General features: G+C 56.1%; 14 protein-coding genes. 6 read left to right on the top strand and 8 right to left on the bottom strand.

Annotated elements, in window-relative coordinates:
- Positions 1 to 332: 332 nt before the first annotated feature.
- The 4 genes from acs (at position 333) to GKQ23_RS21760 (ending at position 6,191) form a co-directional block, all read left to right on the top strand.
- Positions 333 to 2,288, top strand: a complete 1,956-nt coding sequence (gene acs, locus GKQ23_RS21745) for an acetate--CoA ligase (RefSeq protein ID WP_212409416.1) — start codon at positions 333 to 335, stop codon at positions 2,286 to 2,288.
- Positions 2,289 to 2,447: 159 nt separating this feature from the next.
- On the top strand, positions 2,448 to 2,759 hold the full coding sequence (locus tag GKQ23_RS21750; protein WP_056235184.1) for a DUF485 domain-containing protein: 312 nt from the start codon (positions 2,448 to 2,450) through the stop codon (positions 2,757 to 2,759).
- Positions 2,756 to 4,414 (top strand): cation/acetate symporter ActP, encoded by a 1,659-nt coding sequence (gene actP / locus GKQ23_RS21755; protein WP_212409417.1) that lies wholly within the window; start codon positions 2,756 to 2,758, stop codon positions 4,412 to 4,414. Before GKQ23_RS21750 ends, actP begins: the two co-directional genes overlap by 4 nt.
- 1,048 nt (positions 4,415 to 5,462) lie before the next feature.
- Entirely contained in the window at positions 5,463 to 6,191 is a 729-nt protein-coding gene (locus GKQ23_RS21760) for a LuxR family transcriptional regulator (protein ID WP_212409418.1), read from the top strand.
- A 197-nt stretch (positions 6,192 to 6,388) separates the two neighbouring features.
- Here GKQ23_RS21760 and GKQ23_RS21765 read toward each other — a convergent pair whose 3' ends face one another.
- Entirely contained in the window at positions 6,389 to 6,772 is a 384-nt protein-coding gene (locus GKQ23_RS21765; protein ID WP_212409419.1) for an acyl-homoserine-lactone synthase, read from the bottom strand.
- Between the two features lie 275 nt (positions 6,773 to 7,047).
- Here GKQ23_RS21765 and GKQ23_RS21770 point away from each other — a divergent pair, with 275 nt between their 5' ends.
- Entirely contained in the window at positions 7,048 to 7,344 is a 297-nt protein-coding gene (locus tag GKQ23_RS21770; protein WP_212409420.1) for a helix-turn-helix transcriptional regulator, read from the top strand.
- 180 nt (positions 7,345 to 7,524) lie between these two features.
- Here GKQ23_RS21770 and GKQ23_RS21775 read toward each other — a convergent pair whose 3' ends face one another.
- The 4 genes from GKQ23_RS21775 to GKQ23_RS21790 all read right to left on the bottom strand — a co-directional run bounded on the left by GKQ23_RS21775 (position 7,525) and on the right by GKQ23_RS21790 (position 10,567).
- Positions 7,525 to 7,905, bottom strand: a complete 381-nt coding sequence (locus tag GKQ23_RS21775) for a transposase (RefSeq protein ID WP_212409421.1) — start codon at positions 7,903 to 7,905, stop codon at positions 7,525 to 7,527.
- Positions 7,906 to 8,741: 836 nt separating this feature from the next.
- Positions 8,742 to 9,287 (bottom strand): YfaZ family outer membrane protein, encoded by a 546-nt coding sequence (locus GKQ23_RS21780; RefSeq protein WP_056235178.1) that lies wholly within the window; start codon positions 9,285 to 9,287, stop codon positions 8,742 to 8,744.
- A 142-nt stretch (positions 9,288 to 9,429) separates the two neighbouring features.
- Positions 9,430 to 10,125: an LrgB family protein gene (locus GKQ23_RS21785; protein WP_056235175.1), complete on the bottom strand. Its 696-nt coding sequence runs from the start codon at positions 10,123 to 10,125 to the stop codon at positions 9,430 to 9,432.
- Entirely contained in the window at positions 10,118 to 10,567 is a 450-nt protein-coding gene (locus GKQ23_RS21790) for a CidA/LrgA family protein (protein ID WP_369814371.1), read from the bottom strand. Before GKQ23_RS21790 ends, GKQ23_RS21785 begins: the two co-directional genes overlap by 8 nt.
- A gap of 103 nt (positions 10,568 to 10,670) precedes the next feature.
- On the opposite strand from GKQ23_RS21790, the gene GKQ23_RS21795 reads away from it, so the two are divergent.
- Entirely contained in the window at positions 10,671 to 11,573 is a 903-nt protein-coding gene (locus GKQ23_RS21795; protein ID WP_056235172.1) for a LysR family transcriptional regulator, read from the top strand.
- A gap of 102 nt (positions 11,574 to 11,675) precedes the next feature.
- On the opposite strand, the gene GKQ23_RS21800 is transcribed toward GKQ23_RS21795, so the two are convergent.
- From GKQ23_RS21800 to GKQ23_RS21810, 3 genes are all read right to left on the bottom strand, one after another.
- Positions 11,676 to 13,325: a Na+/H+ antiporter gene (locus GKQ23_RS21800; protein ID WP_056235171.1), complete on the bottom strand. Its 1,650-nt coding sequence runs from the start codon at positions 13,323 to 13,325 to the stop codon at positions 11,676 to 11,678.
- Positions 13,326 to 13,536: 211 nt separating this feature from the next.
- Complete coding sequence (locus GKQ23_RS21805; protein WP_056235168.1) at positions 13,537 to 14,883, bottom strand: NCS2 family permease; 1,347 nt, start codon at positions 14,881 to 14,883, stop codon at positions 13,537 to 13,539.
- Positions 14,884 to 15,230: 347 nt separating this feature from the next.
- A complete protein-coding gene (locus tag GKQ23_RS21810; RefSeq protein ID WP_056235165.1) occupies positions 15,231 to 15,893 on the bottom strand; it encodes a glutathione S-transferase family protein in 663 nt (220 codons plus the stop codon).
- Between the last annotated feature and the right edge of the window lie 138 nt (positions 15,894 to 16,031).

Here is a 16,031-nt window from a genome sequence, read left to right on the forward strand (position 1 = left end):
TAATCAGCGACAGGATAAACGTCTGAAAAATAGCCAGCATAATAAACCGTTGTTATGAAAGCGTTTATTAATCTAAAAAATGCGCATAGTGATGCAAAAAAGCGGCGTTGCCCGCAGAAATAAAAAGGTCTATTTGCGTTTTTTTTGCACGGCGTGCTGTACTGCAACCGGCATAACGGCGCGCCATCCCCAACGGAAACGACCACTGTCGGGCGGCTTTCATCACCGGCTGTTATGACGTGATCTGCCGCGCAAAAAGAAAACAAAGCCAGACACCGGTCTTCAATTAACCTTTGATTGACATATTATTAACATCTTCAAGGAGGCGAGCCATGACAGAAAAACACCGTTACCCGGTTCCCGCAAATATTGCGGAACATACGCTGATCAATGCCCGGCAGTACCAGTCGATGTATCAACAGTCGGTCGAAAACCCCGACGCATTCTGGGGAGAGCAGGGAAAAATTCTCGACTGGATGACCCCCTATCAGACGGTGAAGAACACCTCTTTTGCCCCCGGCAATATTTCCATTCGCTGGTATGAAGACGGCACGCTGAACCTGGCCGCCAACTGCCTCGATCGCCACCTCGACGCCCGCGGCGACCACCCGGCGATTATCTGGGAAGGCGATGATGCCGGCGAAAGCACTACCCTGACCTACCGCGAGCTGCACCGCGACGTCTGCCGCTTTGCCAACGTGCTGTTGGATCTCGGCATTAAAAAAGGCGACGTGGTCGCCATCTATATGCCGATGGTGCCGGAAGCGGCTGTGGCGATGCTGGCCTGTGCGCGCATCGGCGCCATCCATTCGGTGATCTTCGGCGGCTTCTCACCAGAGGCGGTGGCCGGCCGTATCATCGACAGTAATTCACGTCTGGTGATCACCGCCGATGAAGGCGTGCGCGCCGGGCGAGCCATTCCGCTCAAGCGCAACGTTGACGATGCGCTGAACAACCCGAACGTCACCAGCGTCAGTAACGTGGTGGTGCTGAAACGCACCGGTAAGGCCACCGGCTGGGACAACCAGCGCGACCTGTGGTGGCACGAGCTGGTCAGCAAAGCCAGCGACCATCACCAGCCAGAGCCGATGAACGCCGAGGACCCGCTGTTTATCCTTTATACCTCCGGCTCCACCGGCAAACCGAAAGGGGTGCTGCACACCACCGGCGGCTATCTGGTCTACGCGGCCAGCACCTTTAAGTACGCCTTTGACTACCAGCCGGATGATATTTACTGGTGTACCGCCGACGTCGGCTGGGTCACCGGCCACAGCTACCTGCTGTACGGCCCGCTGGCCTGCGGTGCCACCACGCTGATGTTTGAGGGCGTGCCCAACTGGCCGAAACCGAGCCGCATGGCCGAGGTGGTCGATAAGCATCAGGTCACCATTCTCTACACCGCGCCGACCGCGGTGCGCGCATTGATGGCCGAAGGCGATAAGGCGATCGAGGGCACCCAACGCAGTTCGCTGCGCATTCTCGGTTCCGTGGGCGAACCGATTAACCCGGAAGCCTGGGAGTGGTACCACAAGAAAATCGGTAACGGTAAGTGCCCGATTACCGATACCTGGTGGCAGACCGAAACCGGCGGCTTTATGATCCTGCCGCTGCCGGGCGTCTGTGCACAGAAGCCGGGGTCGGCGATGCAGCCGTTCTTTGGCGTGCAGCCGGTGCTGCTGGATAACGAAGGCAAGGTGCTGGAGGGCGCGACCGAAGGCAACCTGGCGATTGCCGATTCATGGCCGGGCCAGGCGCGTACCCTGTTCGGCAATCACGATCGCTTTGAACAGACCTACTTCTCCACCTTTAAGAATATGTACTTCAGCGGCGACGGTGCGCGGCGCGATGAGGACGGCGACTACTGGATCACCGGCCGCGTTGACGATGTGCTGAATATCTCCGGCCACCGGCTGGGCACGGCGGAGATTGAGTCCGCGCTGGTTTCCCACCCGAAAATTGCCGAAGCGGCGGTGGTCGGCATTCCGCACAGTCTGAAGGGCCAGGCCATTTACGCCTATATCACTCTGAACAGCGGCGAAGAGCCGACGCCGGAGCTGTACACCGAGGTGCGTAACTGGGTGCGAAAAGAGATCGGCCCGATCGCCACGCCGGACGTGCTGCACTGGACCGACTCGCTGCCAAAAACCCGCTCCGGCAAAATTATGCGGCGCATTCTGCGCAAAATTGCCACCGGCGATACCGGCAATCTCGGCGATACCTCCACGCTGGCCGATCCGGGCGTGGTGGAGAAGCTGCTGGAAGAGAAACAGACCATTAAGATGCCGTAACTCACAGGGGCCTCCGTGCCCCTGTTTTACCTGCCGCAGAGCAGGGCCTGCCGTAATGCTCTTTCATTCGAAACACCGTTGATATCAATAACAAAAAACTCCCTGATCGGGGCGTGGTGCCTGTCCGCACCCCTCCGTTCACCATCTCTGGAGGCGTTAATGAACGATGTCATCATCCAACGCATTGAACACAGTGCGCGCTTTAAGGAGCTGGTCAGCAAGCGCCAGGCCTTTGCCACCCTGCTGTCGCTGATTATGCTGGTGCTCTACGTCGGCTTTATCCTGCTGATCGCCTTTGCCCCCGGCTGGCTCGGCACCCCGCTGCACGCCGGCACCAGCGTGACGCGCGGCATCCCGATCGGCGTCGGCCTGATCGTCATCTCCTTTGTGCTGACCGGCGTCTACGTCTGGCGCGCCAACGGTGAATTTGACCGCCTGACCCGCGAACTGCTTGCCGAGGTGAAGCAATGAAACAGCCTTTACGCCTGTTCAGCCTGCTGGCGCTGCTGCCGGTACCGGCGCTGGCGGCCGACGCCATCAGCGGCGCGGTCGAGCGTCAGCCGACCAATATTGAAGCGATCGTGATGTTCCTGATTTTCGTCGCCGCCACGCTGGGGATCACCTACTGGGCGTCGAAGCGCACCCGTTCGCGCAGCGACTACTATACCGCCGGCGGCAACATTACCGGCTTCCAGAACGGCCTGGCGATGGCCGGTGACTTTATGTCAGCCGCCTCGTTCCTCGGTATTTCGGCGCTGGTCTATACCTCCGGCTACGACGGGCTTATCTACTCGCTCGGTTTCCTGGTGGGCTGGCCGATTATCCTGTTCCTGATTGCCGAACGGCTGCGCAATCTTGGCCGCTACACTTTTGCCGACGTCGCCTCTTACCGTCTGCAGCAGAAGCCGATCCGCACCCTCTCCGCCTGCGGTTCGCTGGTGGTGGTGGCGCTGTATCTGATTGCGCAGATGGTCGGTGCCGGCAAGCTGATCCAGCTGCTGTTTGGCCTCGACTATCACGTGGCGGTGGTGCTGGTGGGCATTCTGATGGTGCTCTACGTGCTGTTTGGCGGCATGCTGGCCACCACCTGGGTGCAGATTATTAAGGCGGTGCTGCTGCTGTTCGGCGCCAGCTTTATGGCAATTATGGTGATGAAGAGCGTCGGCTTCAGCTTTAATACGCTGTTCAGCGAGGCGATGAAGGTCCATCCGAAAGGCGTTGATATTATGAGCCCGGGCGGGCTGGTGAAAGATCCGATCTCGGCGCTGTCGCTCGGGCTGGGGCTGATGTTTGGTACCGCCGGGCTGCCGCATATTCTGATGCGCTTCTTCACCGTCAGCGACGCCCGCGAGGCGCGTAAAAGCGTGTTTTACGCCACCGGCTTTATGGGTTACTTCTACTTCCTGACCTTTATTATCGGCTTCGGTGCCATTCTGCTGGTCGGTGCCAACCCGGCGTTTAAAGACGCCGCGGGCGCGCTGATTGGAGGCAATAATATGGCGGCGGTGCATCTGGCCGACGCGGTGGGCGGTAGCCTGTTCCTCGGCTTTATCTCCGCCGTGGCCTTTGCCACCATTCTGGCGGTGGTGGCCGGGCTGACGCTGGCCGGGGCATCGGCGGTGTCGCACGATCTCTATGCCAGCGTGTTCCGTAAGGGGCAGGCAAGCGAGAAAGATGAGCTGCGGGTGTCGAAAATCACCGTGCTGGTGCTGGGGGTGGTGGCGATTGCGCTGGGCATTCTGTTTGAGAAGCAGAACATCGCCTTTATGGTCGGGCTGGCGTTCTCGATCGCCGCCAGTTGTAACTTCCCGATTATCCTGTTGTCGATGTACTGGTCGAAGCTGACCACCCGCGGCGCGATGATCGGCGGCTGGCTGGGGCTGCTGACGGCGGTGGGGCTGATGATCCTCGGCCCGACGGTGTGGGTGCAGGTGCTGGGCCACGCGAAGCCGATATATCCGTATGAGTATCCGGCGCTGTTTTCGATGCTGGCCGCCTTTATCGGGACCTGGCTGTTCTCGGTGACCGATAACTCCGCCAGCGGCGCGCAGGAGCGCCAGCGCTTCCAGGCGCAGTTTATCCGTTCACAGACCGGGATTGGGATTGAGGGTGGTAAGGGGCACTGATGCAGTAACGAGAGCCGGGCATGGCTGAATACTGTGCCCGTCTCAGGCAAGGGCCAGGGCTTGACACCGTGCCCGGCTCAGGGAGCCTGTACACTCCGCAAAGACGCAACAAGCGTCATCCATGACAGCTCAGCGCGGGCCCTCCCTGGCCCGCGATGCTTTGCTCCGTGTACAGGCTCCCTTCGCTTTAGGTTCGGAGCTGCCTGAAGGTAAAAAATCGTTAACAACGTCTCTGGCTCAGGGAGCCTGTACACTCCGCAAAGACGCAAAAAGCATCATCCCTGATAGCTCAGCACGGGCCCTCCCTGGCCCGTGATGCTTTGCTCCGTGTACAGGCTCCCATCGCTTTACGTTCAGAGTTGCCTTCAAGAAGATGGATGAGCAGCGCCGAGCGTGCAGCTACCGTCTTGAACATCAACTCACTAACCCAATAAGCCAGGCACAAGTCCCCAGAATAACCTGCTCAGACAGCAACACAATCGCCAGAGAAAGCACCATCTGCCAGAGCAACTCAGCAGGCTAAGCTAATATTTGGAAGATGTGTATGTTAGTGCGGATGCAGAAGTGACTGAGAGAATCAGGCAAATTCCTACTCATTCTTGACTGAATTGGAAATCAATATTACATGATAGTTTATTAGCGCCGAATACTATGTTGAATATGTTATAATTTCCTCATATTCCTGCGCACAGGGGGGGGGGTAAAAACAGACCATATTCACAAGCCAAAATTAACGATTTATAAAACCCAACCAAACAACCAATAAACCTCACAGACACATGATAAAAACATAGATCAACAGCACTCAATCCAATAAAAGATAAAGCACACTCAGCAAAACCATCATCAACAAAAAACAAATCAAAAAAAACTGAACCTTAGTATAGCTGGCATGAGCAGTTAAAATGCCATACTGTATAGACTTTAAAAAAACACATGTGCATTCAGACGTACTTTCATGATTAATGTGAAGAAAAAGATGCTTCTTTATAAGGCACTCGTCATCTTTACAGAAATAAAACCCTCAATAATGTAAAAAGGATCCATTATGATAAACTTTTTTTCTAATTATGAGTGTGAGGATAAAAAAATAAGATCGTTTTTGGAAAGAAACCTAAAAGGTTATGGGAATTTTCTATATTCTTACTTCATCATTAACAAAAAAGACACTGGAAAAATCAAGATAATATCTAACTACCCTACTGAATGGATTGATATATACAAATCCCATAAATTTCAGTACATAGACCCTGTTGTTTTACATGCACTAAAAAGAACCAGTCCTTTTTTATGGGGTGAAAGTATTGACACTGCATCAAAAATATTTACTTACTCTAAAAAACATAATATCAAGAATGGATTTACATTTGTGCTCCATGACAACATTAATAATATTGCATTGCTTTCATTACTGACAGAAAAAAATGATGTTTGTAAAAATGAAAACATAATAATAAATAATACAGCTGAACTTCAGATGCTACTTATAAAAACTCACGAAAGATACTTTTCAACACTGAAGGACTACGCCACCACAAAGACAATGGACCGAAGTTGTTATGATGGTATATTTTCCACAAGAGAGAATGAGATACTTTATTGGGCAAGCATGGGTAAGACCTACCAGGACATCTCAATCATTCTCGATCTTAAGGTTGGAACAGTTAAGTTTCATATGGCTAAGGTAGTAAAAAAATTAGGAGTAGTAAATGCTAAACATGCCATTCACCTGGGAACAGAACTAAATATTATCATCACTCCTGACTCTGCTTATTGAAATAGATGATATCTTCTTGAAAATTAAGTTATCCCTAAAAATAAAAATGAGTGTGGGAGGGTATAATGAACACTCTCATTTCTTTCTGAGATTCCTTCTTCTACTATGTCTCCCATACATGCCGCAGATGAAAGAATTTTCAACATCGGGTAATTAAACATGACCCAGATACCATCGTGATTTTATCACGTGCAAAACTAATCATTTCCGAACACAACCTTAGACTTATAATAAAACCTCTTGAGCGCAGTCTCTTTGCCTTTTTTATCGACAAATATACGACTGGACTCCAGAAAATGCCCCTGAGGAAGATTTATACTATCAAAGAAATCACTAAAGGTATTTATAATCATATTAGGAAACTTTAAATCTATAAGACGAACACCGCAAACAAGATTTTCACAGTCAAATCCTAAGAGATAACTTGCGTTTTCGTTGTCATATTCATCAAACTCCATATGACTATCTCCCACAACTTTCCAGTTTAGTCTTTCTTTAAAGGTCTCAAATCTCAGAAAAAACATTTCATTAGCAAGCGAGCGCGGCAACTCGTGAAAAGAAAACAACTTAATGGCCATCATAAAAAACACCTTATTAAATTTAAAAAATATCATTTAATTAGATAAAACCCTGTTCAACTCCTGGAGTCAGTCGTTTATTTATGGAGCTTATTTCCATAAGGAATCAAAAATGAAACCTTAGTAGACGCCTATAAAACCCAGGCAGTGAACATAGGTATAGTACCAGACTATACCTATGCACAGATTAAACTTAAGAAAATCATGTGCATTATTACACAGTTCGTTTTTTATTAAAAAATAAGGCTATTAATCGTGATTATCAATGAGGACTGAGTATGAAAAAGGAGACATCCGGATGTGACTGGCACCGTGCCGATATCCTCGCCGCAGTGAGGAAAAAATATGGTTCCCTCGCCGCACTTTCGAGGGCTCACGGACTCAGTCCGGGGACGTTGAGCAACGCACTGACACGCCCGTGGACTAAAGGTGAAGAGATTATTGCAGAGGCTATCGGCGCCAAAGCAGAAGAAATATGGCCTTCTCGTTACCTGTATATGAGCGGTGGGGTGTTGAAACCTATCCATCGCTTTAAGATTGAGAGTACGTATCATCGCCTGAAGCCACGCCCATGATTCAAAGAGCGAGAAAAGCGCCCTGCTCTTCAGGCATGTTATGAGTAACTCAACGCCTTCCCGAGTGGGCAACAAAGTCTGGCTCAAGTGTAGTGCTGTTAGGATCGGCTATTTAATGCCTGGCTGAAAAAAACGTCTCACAGCAGCTCAGCAGCTTAAGAGCTATCGGGTATATCCGGGTTAGCGGACCGTCGGCGGCCATGGATGGCCGCCGCCGAGCGTACAGCAGGCAAGAACAAACGCATCCACCCGGTCCGTTTTGGTCAGGATCCCCATGCCATTAGCAAAGTTCCTCACGCGGGCCGGATTAGCGATAACCACTCTGACGCCCTGGTCGTAAAGGCCAAAGGCCAGATGTTCGTGATAGGTGCCCGTGGGTTCCAGAACGACCTGCAGGTCGGCCACGTTCACTTTCCTGGCCACAACCCATTCAAGAACGGCCGCTGCAACCCGGGGACCATTGCTCAGTACTTTCGTTTTCTTCCTGCCGTCGGGACCGTCGGGAAGCAGGCAGAGGTCGATTTTACTTTTTCCAACGTCAATACCTAACTGGATCATCATGCATCTCCTTTCACATATAACCATCACGCCCATTATCCTTGTGCATGCGGAGTCAGTGCTCCCGGCAACCGTTCAAAGTCTGTTCTGGCGTGAAAGGTGAAGCAGGGGATTTATGCTGTACGACAAGGTCATAACCTTATGGATGTATCAAATTCACCCTGTTTCAGATGGTGGTAGCTAACCACCACCCACTACAAGATTCAAGATACAAGGGAGGTATTTACAGCGTGTCCGCGTTCCGGATATACCCGATAAGCCAGGTACCGAAACCGGCAGCGCCCGGTACTGAAAGCGGGCACTCCGATACGCCGGGCAACCGAACTGACAGCGACCAGAACGTAAAATGAACTCCCTGATACGCCGGGCACTGGAATCAGCAGCGATTTCTGCTCTGTGCGGGACAATTCCTGGCCCGTGATGCTTTGCTCCATGTACAGACTCTCTTCACTTTACGTTCGGAGTTGCCTGAAGGAAGAGCACCGCGCCCGACTCCCATCGTTTTGCATTGTCCGCAGGAGTCATCGCCTGCGGGTTCAGTGATCGACAGGCTCAGGCAGCGACGCCAGAAATTTCGGGCAATCGGGTCTTTCCGGATAAGCGGACCGTCAGCGGCCAGGGACGTGTTCATAGCGTGTCCGTGTTCCGGAAAGACCCGATACGCCGGGCACCGGAACACGCAGCGACTTCTGCTTTGTGCGGGCCATCCATGACCCGTGATGCTTTGCTCCGTGTACAGGCTCCCTGCGCTTTAGGTTCGGAGCTGCCTGAAAGAAAACACCTTTCAAGATACAGCCTCCCTGCGCTTAACGTTCCGAGTTGCCTGTAGGCAGAACAGGTTAGAAGTGCAGTGCCGCACCCACGTAAGGGCCGTTGGCGACGACGTTGTCTTTACGACCGTCTTTGCCGTTCAGGCTCATATATTTGTAGCCCACGCTGACGTCAACCAGCGAGATCGGCTGGAAGCTGACGCCGGCAGCGGCTTCCTGATAGTTGTCGATGTGGCTGGAGGTCGCGTCCGGCGCGTAGAAGTACTCACCGTAGACGTTAAACATGCTGGTTACCGGCACCTTAACGCCGCCGCCGATGGCGATGGCATAGCCGTCACGGGTGTCTTTCGGGTTGGTGGACAGTGCTTTGACGGTCGGTGACAGGAACACGTCGCCGACCGCCACGTTGTAGCCCAGACCAAGGCTTTCCACGTTGCCGTCGTGGTCGCTGCGCAGCCAGTCGCCGGACAGCGCAAAGCCCGGGGTGTTGGTGCCCAGACCGACGTGAACGTCAGTGTAGTCTTTGCCCACGCTCACGCCGCCTTCGATAGCCTGGGCAGAGCCTGCCAGCGCCAGCAGTGCCAGCGCACCGGTTGTCATTGCCACTCTTTTCATTGTTTTCTCCTGGTAAAAATTACGCATGCCGCAAGGCGGCGAGCGTGAAGACTAAAGCAATCACACTAAGAATTATATGAGAAACAGGGGAAAGCGCCTGAATTTGATTAACATTACAAAAATGGCGGTAAGCAAATATTTCTTATCCGGCCCACATCAGGTGACCAATGGCCGGGGCCAGCACCACGGTGAGAATACCGGACAGCATCATCACCAGGCTGGATACCACGCCCTCCTGTGCACCCAGTTCGTAAGCACGGGCGGTACCGGCACCGTGGGAGGCGGCACCAAAGCCCGCACCCTTCGCCATCCCCTGGGTTATTGCCAGCCGCAGGAAAAGAATATCCCCCACGGCCATGCCAAATACCCCGGTGATCACCACAAACAGCGCCACCAGGTCCGGCTGGCCGCCGAGCTGTTTCGCCGCCGCCAGCGCAAACGGCGTGGTGATCGAACGCACCGCCAGGCTGCGCTGAATAGCCTCGGGCAGCATCAGCAACCGGGCCAGCCACACCGAGCTGAACACGGCGACCAGCGTGGCGACGATCACCCCGGCGGTCAGCGACAGCCAGTGGCGGCGAATAATCGCCAGGTTTTCATATACCGGCACGGCAAACGCAAGCGTCGCCGGGCCGAGCAGCCACAGCAGCCAGCGGCTCTCACCGATATAGTCCTGCCAGGAGACTTTTGTTACCAGCAGCAGCGCCACCAGCACCATCGGCGTCATCACCAGCGGCATCAGCAGCAGACGGTGCCAGCGGCGGTAGAGGCGCTTATTGCAGAAGTAGACGCCCAGCGTGACCAGCAGGCACACCACGCTCAGCAGCAGATCACGCATGACGTTTAGCCTCCCGCCGCGCGCTCAGCCAGCACTCAAAACGGTAGACCCGCTCCACCACCACGCTGGTCGCCGCCAGCACCAGCAGGGTACTGACGCCGATCACCAGCAGAATGCGCCAGCCCTCCAGCCGCAGCAGCTCCGCATAGTTCACCACCGCCACCACCGCCGGGATAAAGAACAGCAGCATTTCGGCCAGCAGCCAGTTCGCGCCGGCTTTGACCCAGCCGAGCGGCAGCACCCGCAGCACGATCATCGCCAGCAACAGCAGCAGGCCGACGATATTGGCCGGCAGCGGCAGGTGCAGCCAGATCACCAGTTGCTCAGAGAATACAAACAGCGCGATGTAGAGTAAGACCTGCAGTGGCACCTGCAGGCGCTGCCGCCAGGCGGGGGCAGACGGTAGCGGGCCGGTCAGGTGCTGTGGGGTGCTGCGACTCACTTTTTATCCTCGGTAGTACTTCGACAGAAATGATTATAAATCCGCGACAAAGGGTGAAAAAAATGAATTAATATTATTCCAGCTATGCCAGAAAGGAATGATGATGGACGTTCGCGCGTTGCGCTATTTTGTGGAAGTGGTTCGCCAGCAGAGTTTTACCCGCGCGGCGGAACAGCTGTACGTCACCCAGCCGACCATCAGCAAGATGCTGCGCCAGCTGGAAGAGGAGCTGGGCTGCACGCTGCTGCTGCGCGAAGGGCGCAGGCTGCATCTGACCGACACCGGCCAGGCGGTCTATCAGCGCGGGCTGACTATCCTGCAGGAGTTTAAACAGCTGGAAGCCGAGATCAGCGATATCAACGAGCTGAAAACCGGCGAGCTGCGGCTGGGCATTCCGCCGATGGTCGGCATGCAGATCGCCGGTGCGGTCTCCGCCTTCCGCCAGCGTTACCCGGGTGTGGTGCTGAAGATCTCTGAGTTTGGCGGCCTGACGGTGCAGCAGGCGGTGCTGACCGGCAGCCTGGACATTGCCATGACCGCTCTGCCAATCGCTGACGATCAGCCACTCAACGCGCTGCCGCTGGTCAGCCATCCGCTGTGCGTGCTGGTGCCGCGTACCGAGGCCTGGCTGCGCCGCACCCACGTGCCGCTGGCCGAGCTGGCCGGGCATCCGATCCTGATTTATAACGAAGAATTTTCCCTCAACCGCCAGCTGATGCGCGCATTTCAGGCCAGCGGCTTTACGCCGCAGATCGCCGTGCGCAGCGGCCAGTGGGACTTTCTGGCGGCAATGGTACAGGCAGGAATGGGGGTAGCGATTTTGCCGGAGCCAGTCTGCCAGCGGCTGGATAAGAGCCAGCTGCTGTGGCTGCCGCTGGAGTCGGATCTGGTGTGGCAGCTGGGGCTAATCTGGCGCGAGGGCAGCTACCTGTCGCGCAGCGCCCAGGCGTGGATCAGCTGCTGCCGCGAGTGCCTGCCGGGTGAAGCACCAGGGCTGTCACTGTAAAATTCAGAAAATGCGCGGTTATCTGTTGCGGAGATGCTGAGAACTAATCCGCACATTTTTGTGCTACCAGCATACGGGCGGGGCCGTGCCCCGCCCGCCGGTTTACTCCTCTTTACCGCTCAGCAGCGTTTCCAGCAGGTCGAGCTCGTGCAGCAGCTGCTGCATGGTTTCGTTGCTGATCTGCTGGGTGGCGCGCAGGTGGTAGAGCTCGGCGCGTTCGGCACGCACCGCGTTCAGGCGGAAGCGGCGTTCGAGGTTCTCGGCAAACTGCGAACGTTCCAGATCGTCTTTGCCGTCCACCCGGCGGCGCAGGTTACCAATTACCCGCGAACTCACCTCTTTCAGTAGCTCGGTATCGATGTTCTCTTCGGTGTCCGCCGTCAGCCGCTCTTCCATCTTATACAGGCTCTCCATCGCCACGCCGGCCATCACCGCCCGCGCGGTCTGCACTTCGCGGCGGTGCACGCTTTTATCGATACCGTCAATACCGCGCAGCAGCAGCGGCAGCAGCACCACACCAACCAGCAGCGAGAACAGGATCACCCCGGTGGCGAGAAACACCAGCTCGTAGCGCGCCGGGAAGTCGCTGCCGTTGCTCAGCAGCAGCGGAATCGACAGCACGCCGGCGAGGGTAATCGCCCCGCGCACGCCGGCAAAGGTGGCGATCAGCAGCTCGCGGGTGGAGTAGCTGGAAAACTCCATCGGCCGCTTTTTCAGCAGGCGGCGACTGATGGCGCGCATGGTCCACAGCCAGCCGAAACGCACGATCATCAGCGCAAAATAGACCAGTACCACCGAGGCAAACAGCACCCACAGCTCGACGTTAGGGTCGGCATCGGCCTGCCTGACCGAGATTTCCAGAATCCCCGGCAGCTGCAGGCCGAGCATCAGGAACACCATGCCGTTAAACACAAACTCCAGCATCTGCCAGACGCTGTTGGCACGCAGGCGCATTGCCAGCGGCGCCTGGCGAATAATGCCGGAGCGAGAAATGGTCATCCCGGCCGCCACGGCGGCGAGGATGCCGGAGACGCCGATATGCTCGGCAATCAGGTAGGAGGCAAACGGCAGCAGCAGCAGCAGCACGGTCTGCGTCGCCGGATCGTCACCGCTCAGGCGGCTGAACAGGCGCAGCGATTTACCGTACAGCCAGCAGATGGCGATACCGGCCAGCAGACCGCCAATTGCCACCTTAAGAAATTCGACCGTAGCACCGGAGACGGTAAACACCATGGTGCCCATCACTACCGCCACGGCAAACTTCAGCGACACCAGGCCGGAGGCGTCGTTCATCAACGCCTCGCCCTGCAGGATCGACATGATTTTTTTCGGAATACGCCCTTCACCGACGATGCCGGAGAGCGCCACCGCATCGGTCGGTGACAGGACGGCGGCCAGCGCAAACGCCGGGATCAGCGGGATGCCCGGCACCAGCCAGTAAATCAGGTAACCAATACCGACCACGGTAACCAGCACCAGCGCCAGCGCCAGGCCGATAATCTCCCGCCCGTGGTGCAGGAACTCGCTGGTCGGGGTTTTCCAGCCGTCGGCAAACAGCAGCGGCGGGATAAACAGCACCAGAAACAGCTCGGGGTCAAAGTCGACGTGCAGGCCGAACGTCGGCCAGGCCAGCAGCGCCCCCACGGCAATCTGCACCAGCGGCAGGGGGATCTGAAACGGGATAATACGCGCGGCCACGCCCGAGAGCGACACGACCAGCGTCAAAATGAGGATGGTGAAGAAGATTTCCATGTTTACCTTACTCTGTCTTCCGGTGGGGTTTCATGCAAAGACGGCAGCGCAATGCACCTTGCAGAACATCACCGTCAGCGGCACAGCCAGCGTGACGGGACACAGATTATAGTAAAACAAAATAGTAAACCGTTGAAAAACAGGATGTGCTCAGGAGGGAAATTCAGTAGGTTCTGAAGGTGGGGCCGCCGTCTGCGGCCCCGAAACAGCATTAAATCGCCCAGCCGCCGGCATAGAAAGCGACAAGGATCGCCGCGATAATCACCGTACCGGCGTTCAGCTTGCGCCACTCGCCGGCAAAGATGCGGCCGATCACCAGCGCACCGAAGCCAAGCATAATGCCGGTCACGATGTTGCAGGTCAGCACGATAAACACCGCCGCCAGCAGGCCGGACATCGCATCAACAAAGTCATCAAAGTCGATTTTAGAGACGTTGCTGAGCATCAGCAGGCCAACGTACATCAGCGCCGGCGCCGTGGCATAGCCCGGCACCAGGTAGGCCAGCGGTGACAGGAACAGGATCATCAGGAACAGCACGCCGACCACGATCGCCGTCAGGCCGGTTTTGCCGCCCGCCGCGGTGCCCGCCGCCGATTCGATATAGACCGCCGCCGGGGCCGCACCGACCAGACCGGAGAAGATGCTGCTCAGCGAGTCGCTGGTTAACGCCTTACCGCCGTTGATAATCTGGTTGTCTTTATCCAGCAGGTTGGCCTGGCCGGCCACCGCGCGGATGGTGCCGGTGGCATCAAACACCGCGGTCATCACCAGTGCCAGTACGCTTGGCAGCACCGCCGGTTGCAGCGCGCCGAGGATATCCAGGCTGAACACCAGCGAATTCCCCTGCGCATCGCTCAGGCTTGGCATGGCGAACAGCCCCTGATACTTAACCGACGGGTCAAACAGCAGGCCGATCACCGAGATGGCGATAATGGTCAGTAAAATGCCGCCCGGCACGCGCAGTTTCTCCAGACCAAAGATGGCCGCCAGTCCGACCAGCGTCATGATCACCGGGAAGGAGGTGAAGTGGCCCATCGCCACCGGCAGACCGGCCGCCGGGTTCTTCACCACCAGGCCGACGCTGTCCGCGGCGATCAGCAGCAGGAACAGACCGATACCGACTCCGGTACCGTGCGCAACGCCCATCGGCAGGTTGCGCAGGATCCAGGCGCGAATGCCGGTGGCGGAGATCAGGGTAAACAGGATACCCATCAGGAACACCGCACCCAGCGCCACCGGCACGCTGATCTGCTGCCCCAGCACCAGGCTGAAGGCGGTAAAGGCGGTCAGCGAGATGGCACAACCGATCGCCATCGGCAGGTTCGCCCACAGCCCCATCAGCAGCGAGCCAAAGCCCGCCACCAGACAGGTGGCCACAAACACCGCCGTTGGCGGGAAGCCGGCTTTACCAAGCATGGACGGCACCACAATCACCGAGTAGACCATCGCCAGGAAGGTCGTAAGTCCGGCAATAATTTCCTGACGCACGCTGCTGCCGCGTGCAGAAATTTTAAACCAGGCGTCCAGGCCGCCGGCCGGTTGAGAAGGAGTCGACATGATAATCCTCTGAGATTTCTTATGAGTTATTGCTGCGCGGTATCGCGGGCAGAGCCGCGATCGACGTTTGCATCCCTGGCACAATAGTCGCGGTGCAGCGGACCTCAGGGAGAGGCGCTGACCGGATAAAGGCAAACGTTTACTATTTTCACGCAAAAAAAGCCCGGCCGTGATGAGACCTGAAACGATTCACGGAAAGGCAAACGATTATCCAGCCTTTAATGAGGTATTTTCAACACCTGTTCACGTGATTTTTTGCCGGATGGCAGTCAGCCGTTGCGCAACGCCGTTACACAGAGAGGGTAACGGCGAAAAGCCAGGGTGCGAAATAGCCCTTTCTTATGGGTTCAGGATAGCGTGAGTTCACCACCCTGCTGCACCGCACGCTGCCAGGCCTCCCGCGCCTGCACCTTCTGCAGCCAGGCCTGAATCGCCGGGGACTCTTTACCGCCGCCGCGCGCGCTGAGCGCCTGCAGCGGGAAGCTCATCTGCACGTCGGCAATGCTGATGCGGCTGCCGGCGAACCACGCATGTTGCGTCAGGTGCTGTTCGATAAACTCGCGATGGGTAACCAGCTGCGGGTTGAGATAGCCTTTCTGCACGCCCGCGCCAAAGGCGCTACCCACCGGGCGCAGCAGCCACGGCACCGGCGGTTTCCCCATACGACCGAAGATCAGCTTCATCACCAGCAGCGGCATCAGCGAACCTTCCGCGTAGTGCAGCCAGTAGCGCGCCTGCAGCTGCTCCTCTTCATCGGACAGCGCCAGCTTTTGTTGCGGATCGTAGCGGCTGGCCAGGTACTCAAGGATAGCGCCGGACTCGGCCACCACCCGGTCACCATCGGTAATCACCGGCGATTTGCCCAGCGGATGGATTTTTTTCAGTTCAGGTGGGGCCAGCAGCGTGCCCTCACGCTGGTAGCGGCGGATCTGGTACGGCACCTCCAGCTCTTCCAGCAGCCACAGGATACGCTGCGAGCGCGAGTTATTCAGATGGTGAACGGTGATCATAGTGGCTCCTGTTGTGTGCCCGGCATAAAAACGTCGGTAACGTCTGAGTATAGGTGACGACGTGCCGGCGGTAATATTTCAATGAGGGTCACATTTTCGCTGCACCCATCCGCGTTGAAGTCGTCGTTTCACCGAAAA

The organism is Erwinia sp. E602, from assembly GCF_018141005.1.
Taxonomy (GTDB): domain Bacteria; phylum Pseudomonadota; class Gammaproteobacteria; order Enterobacterales; family Enterobacteriaceae; genus Erwinia.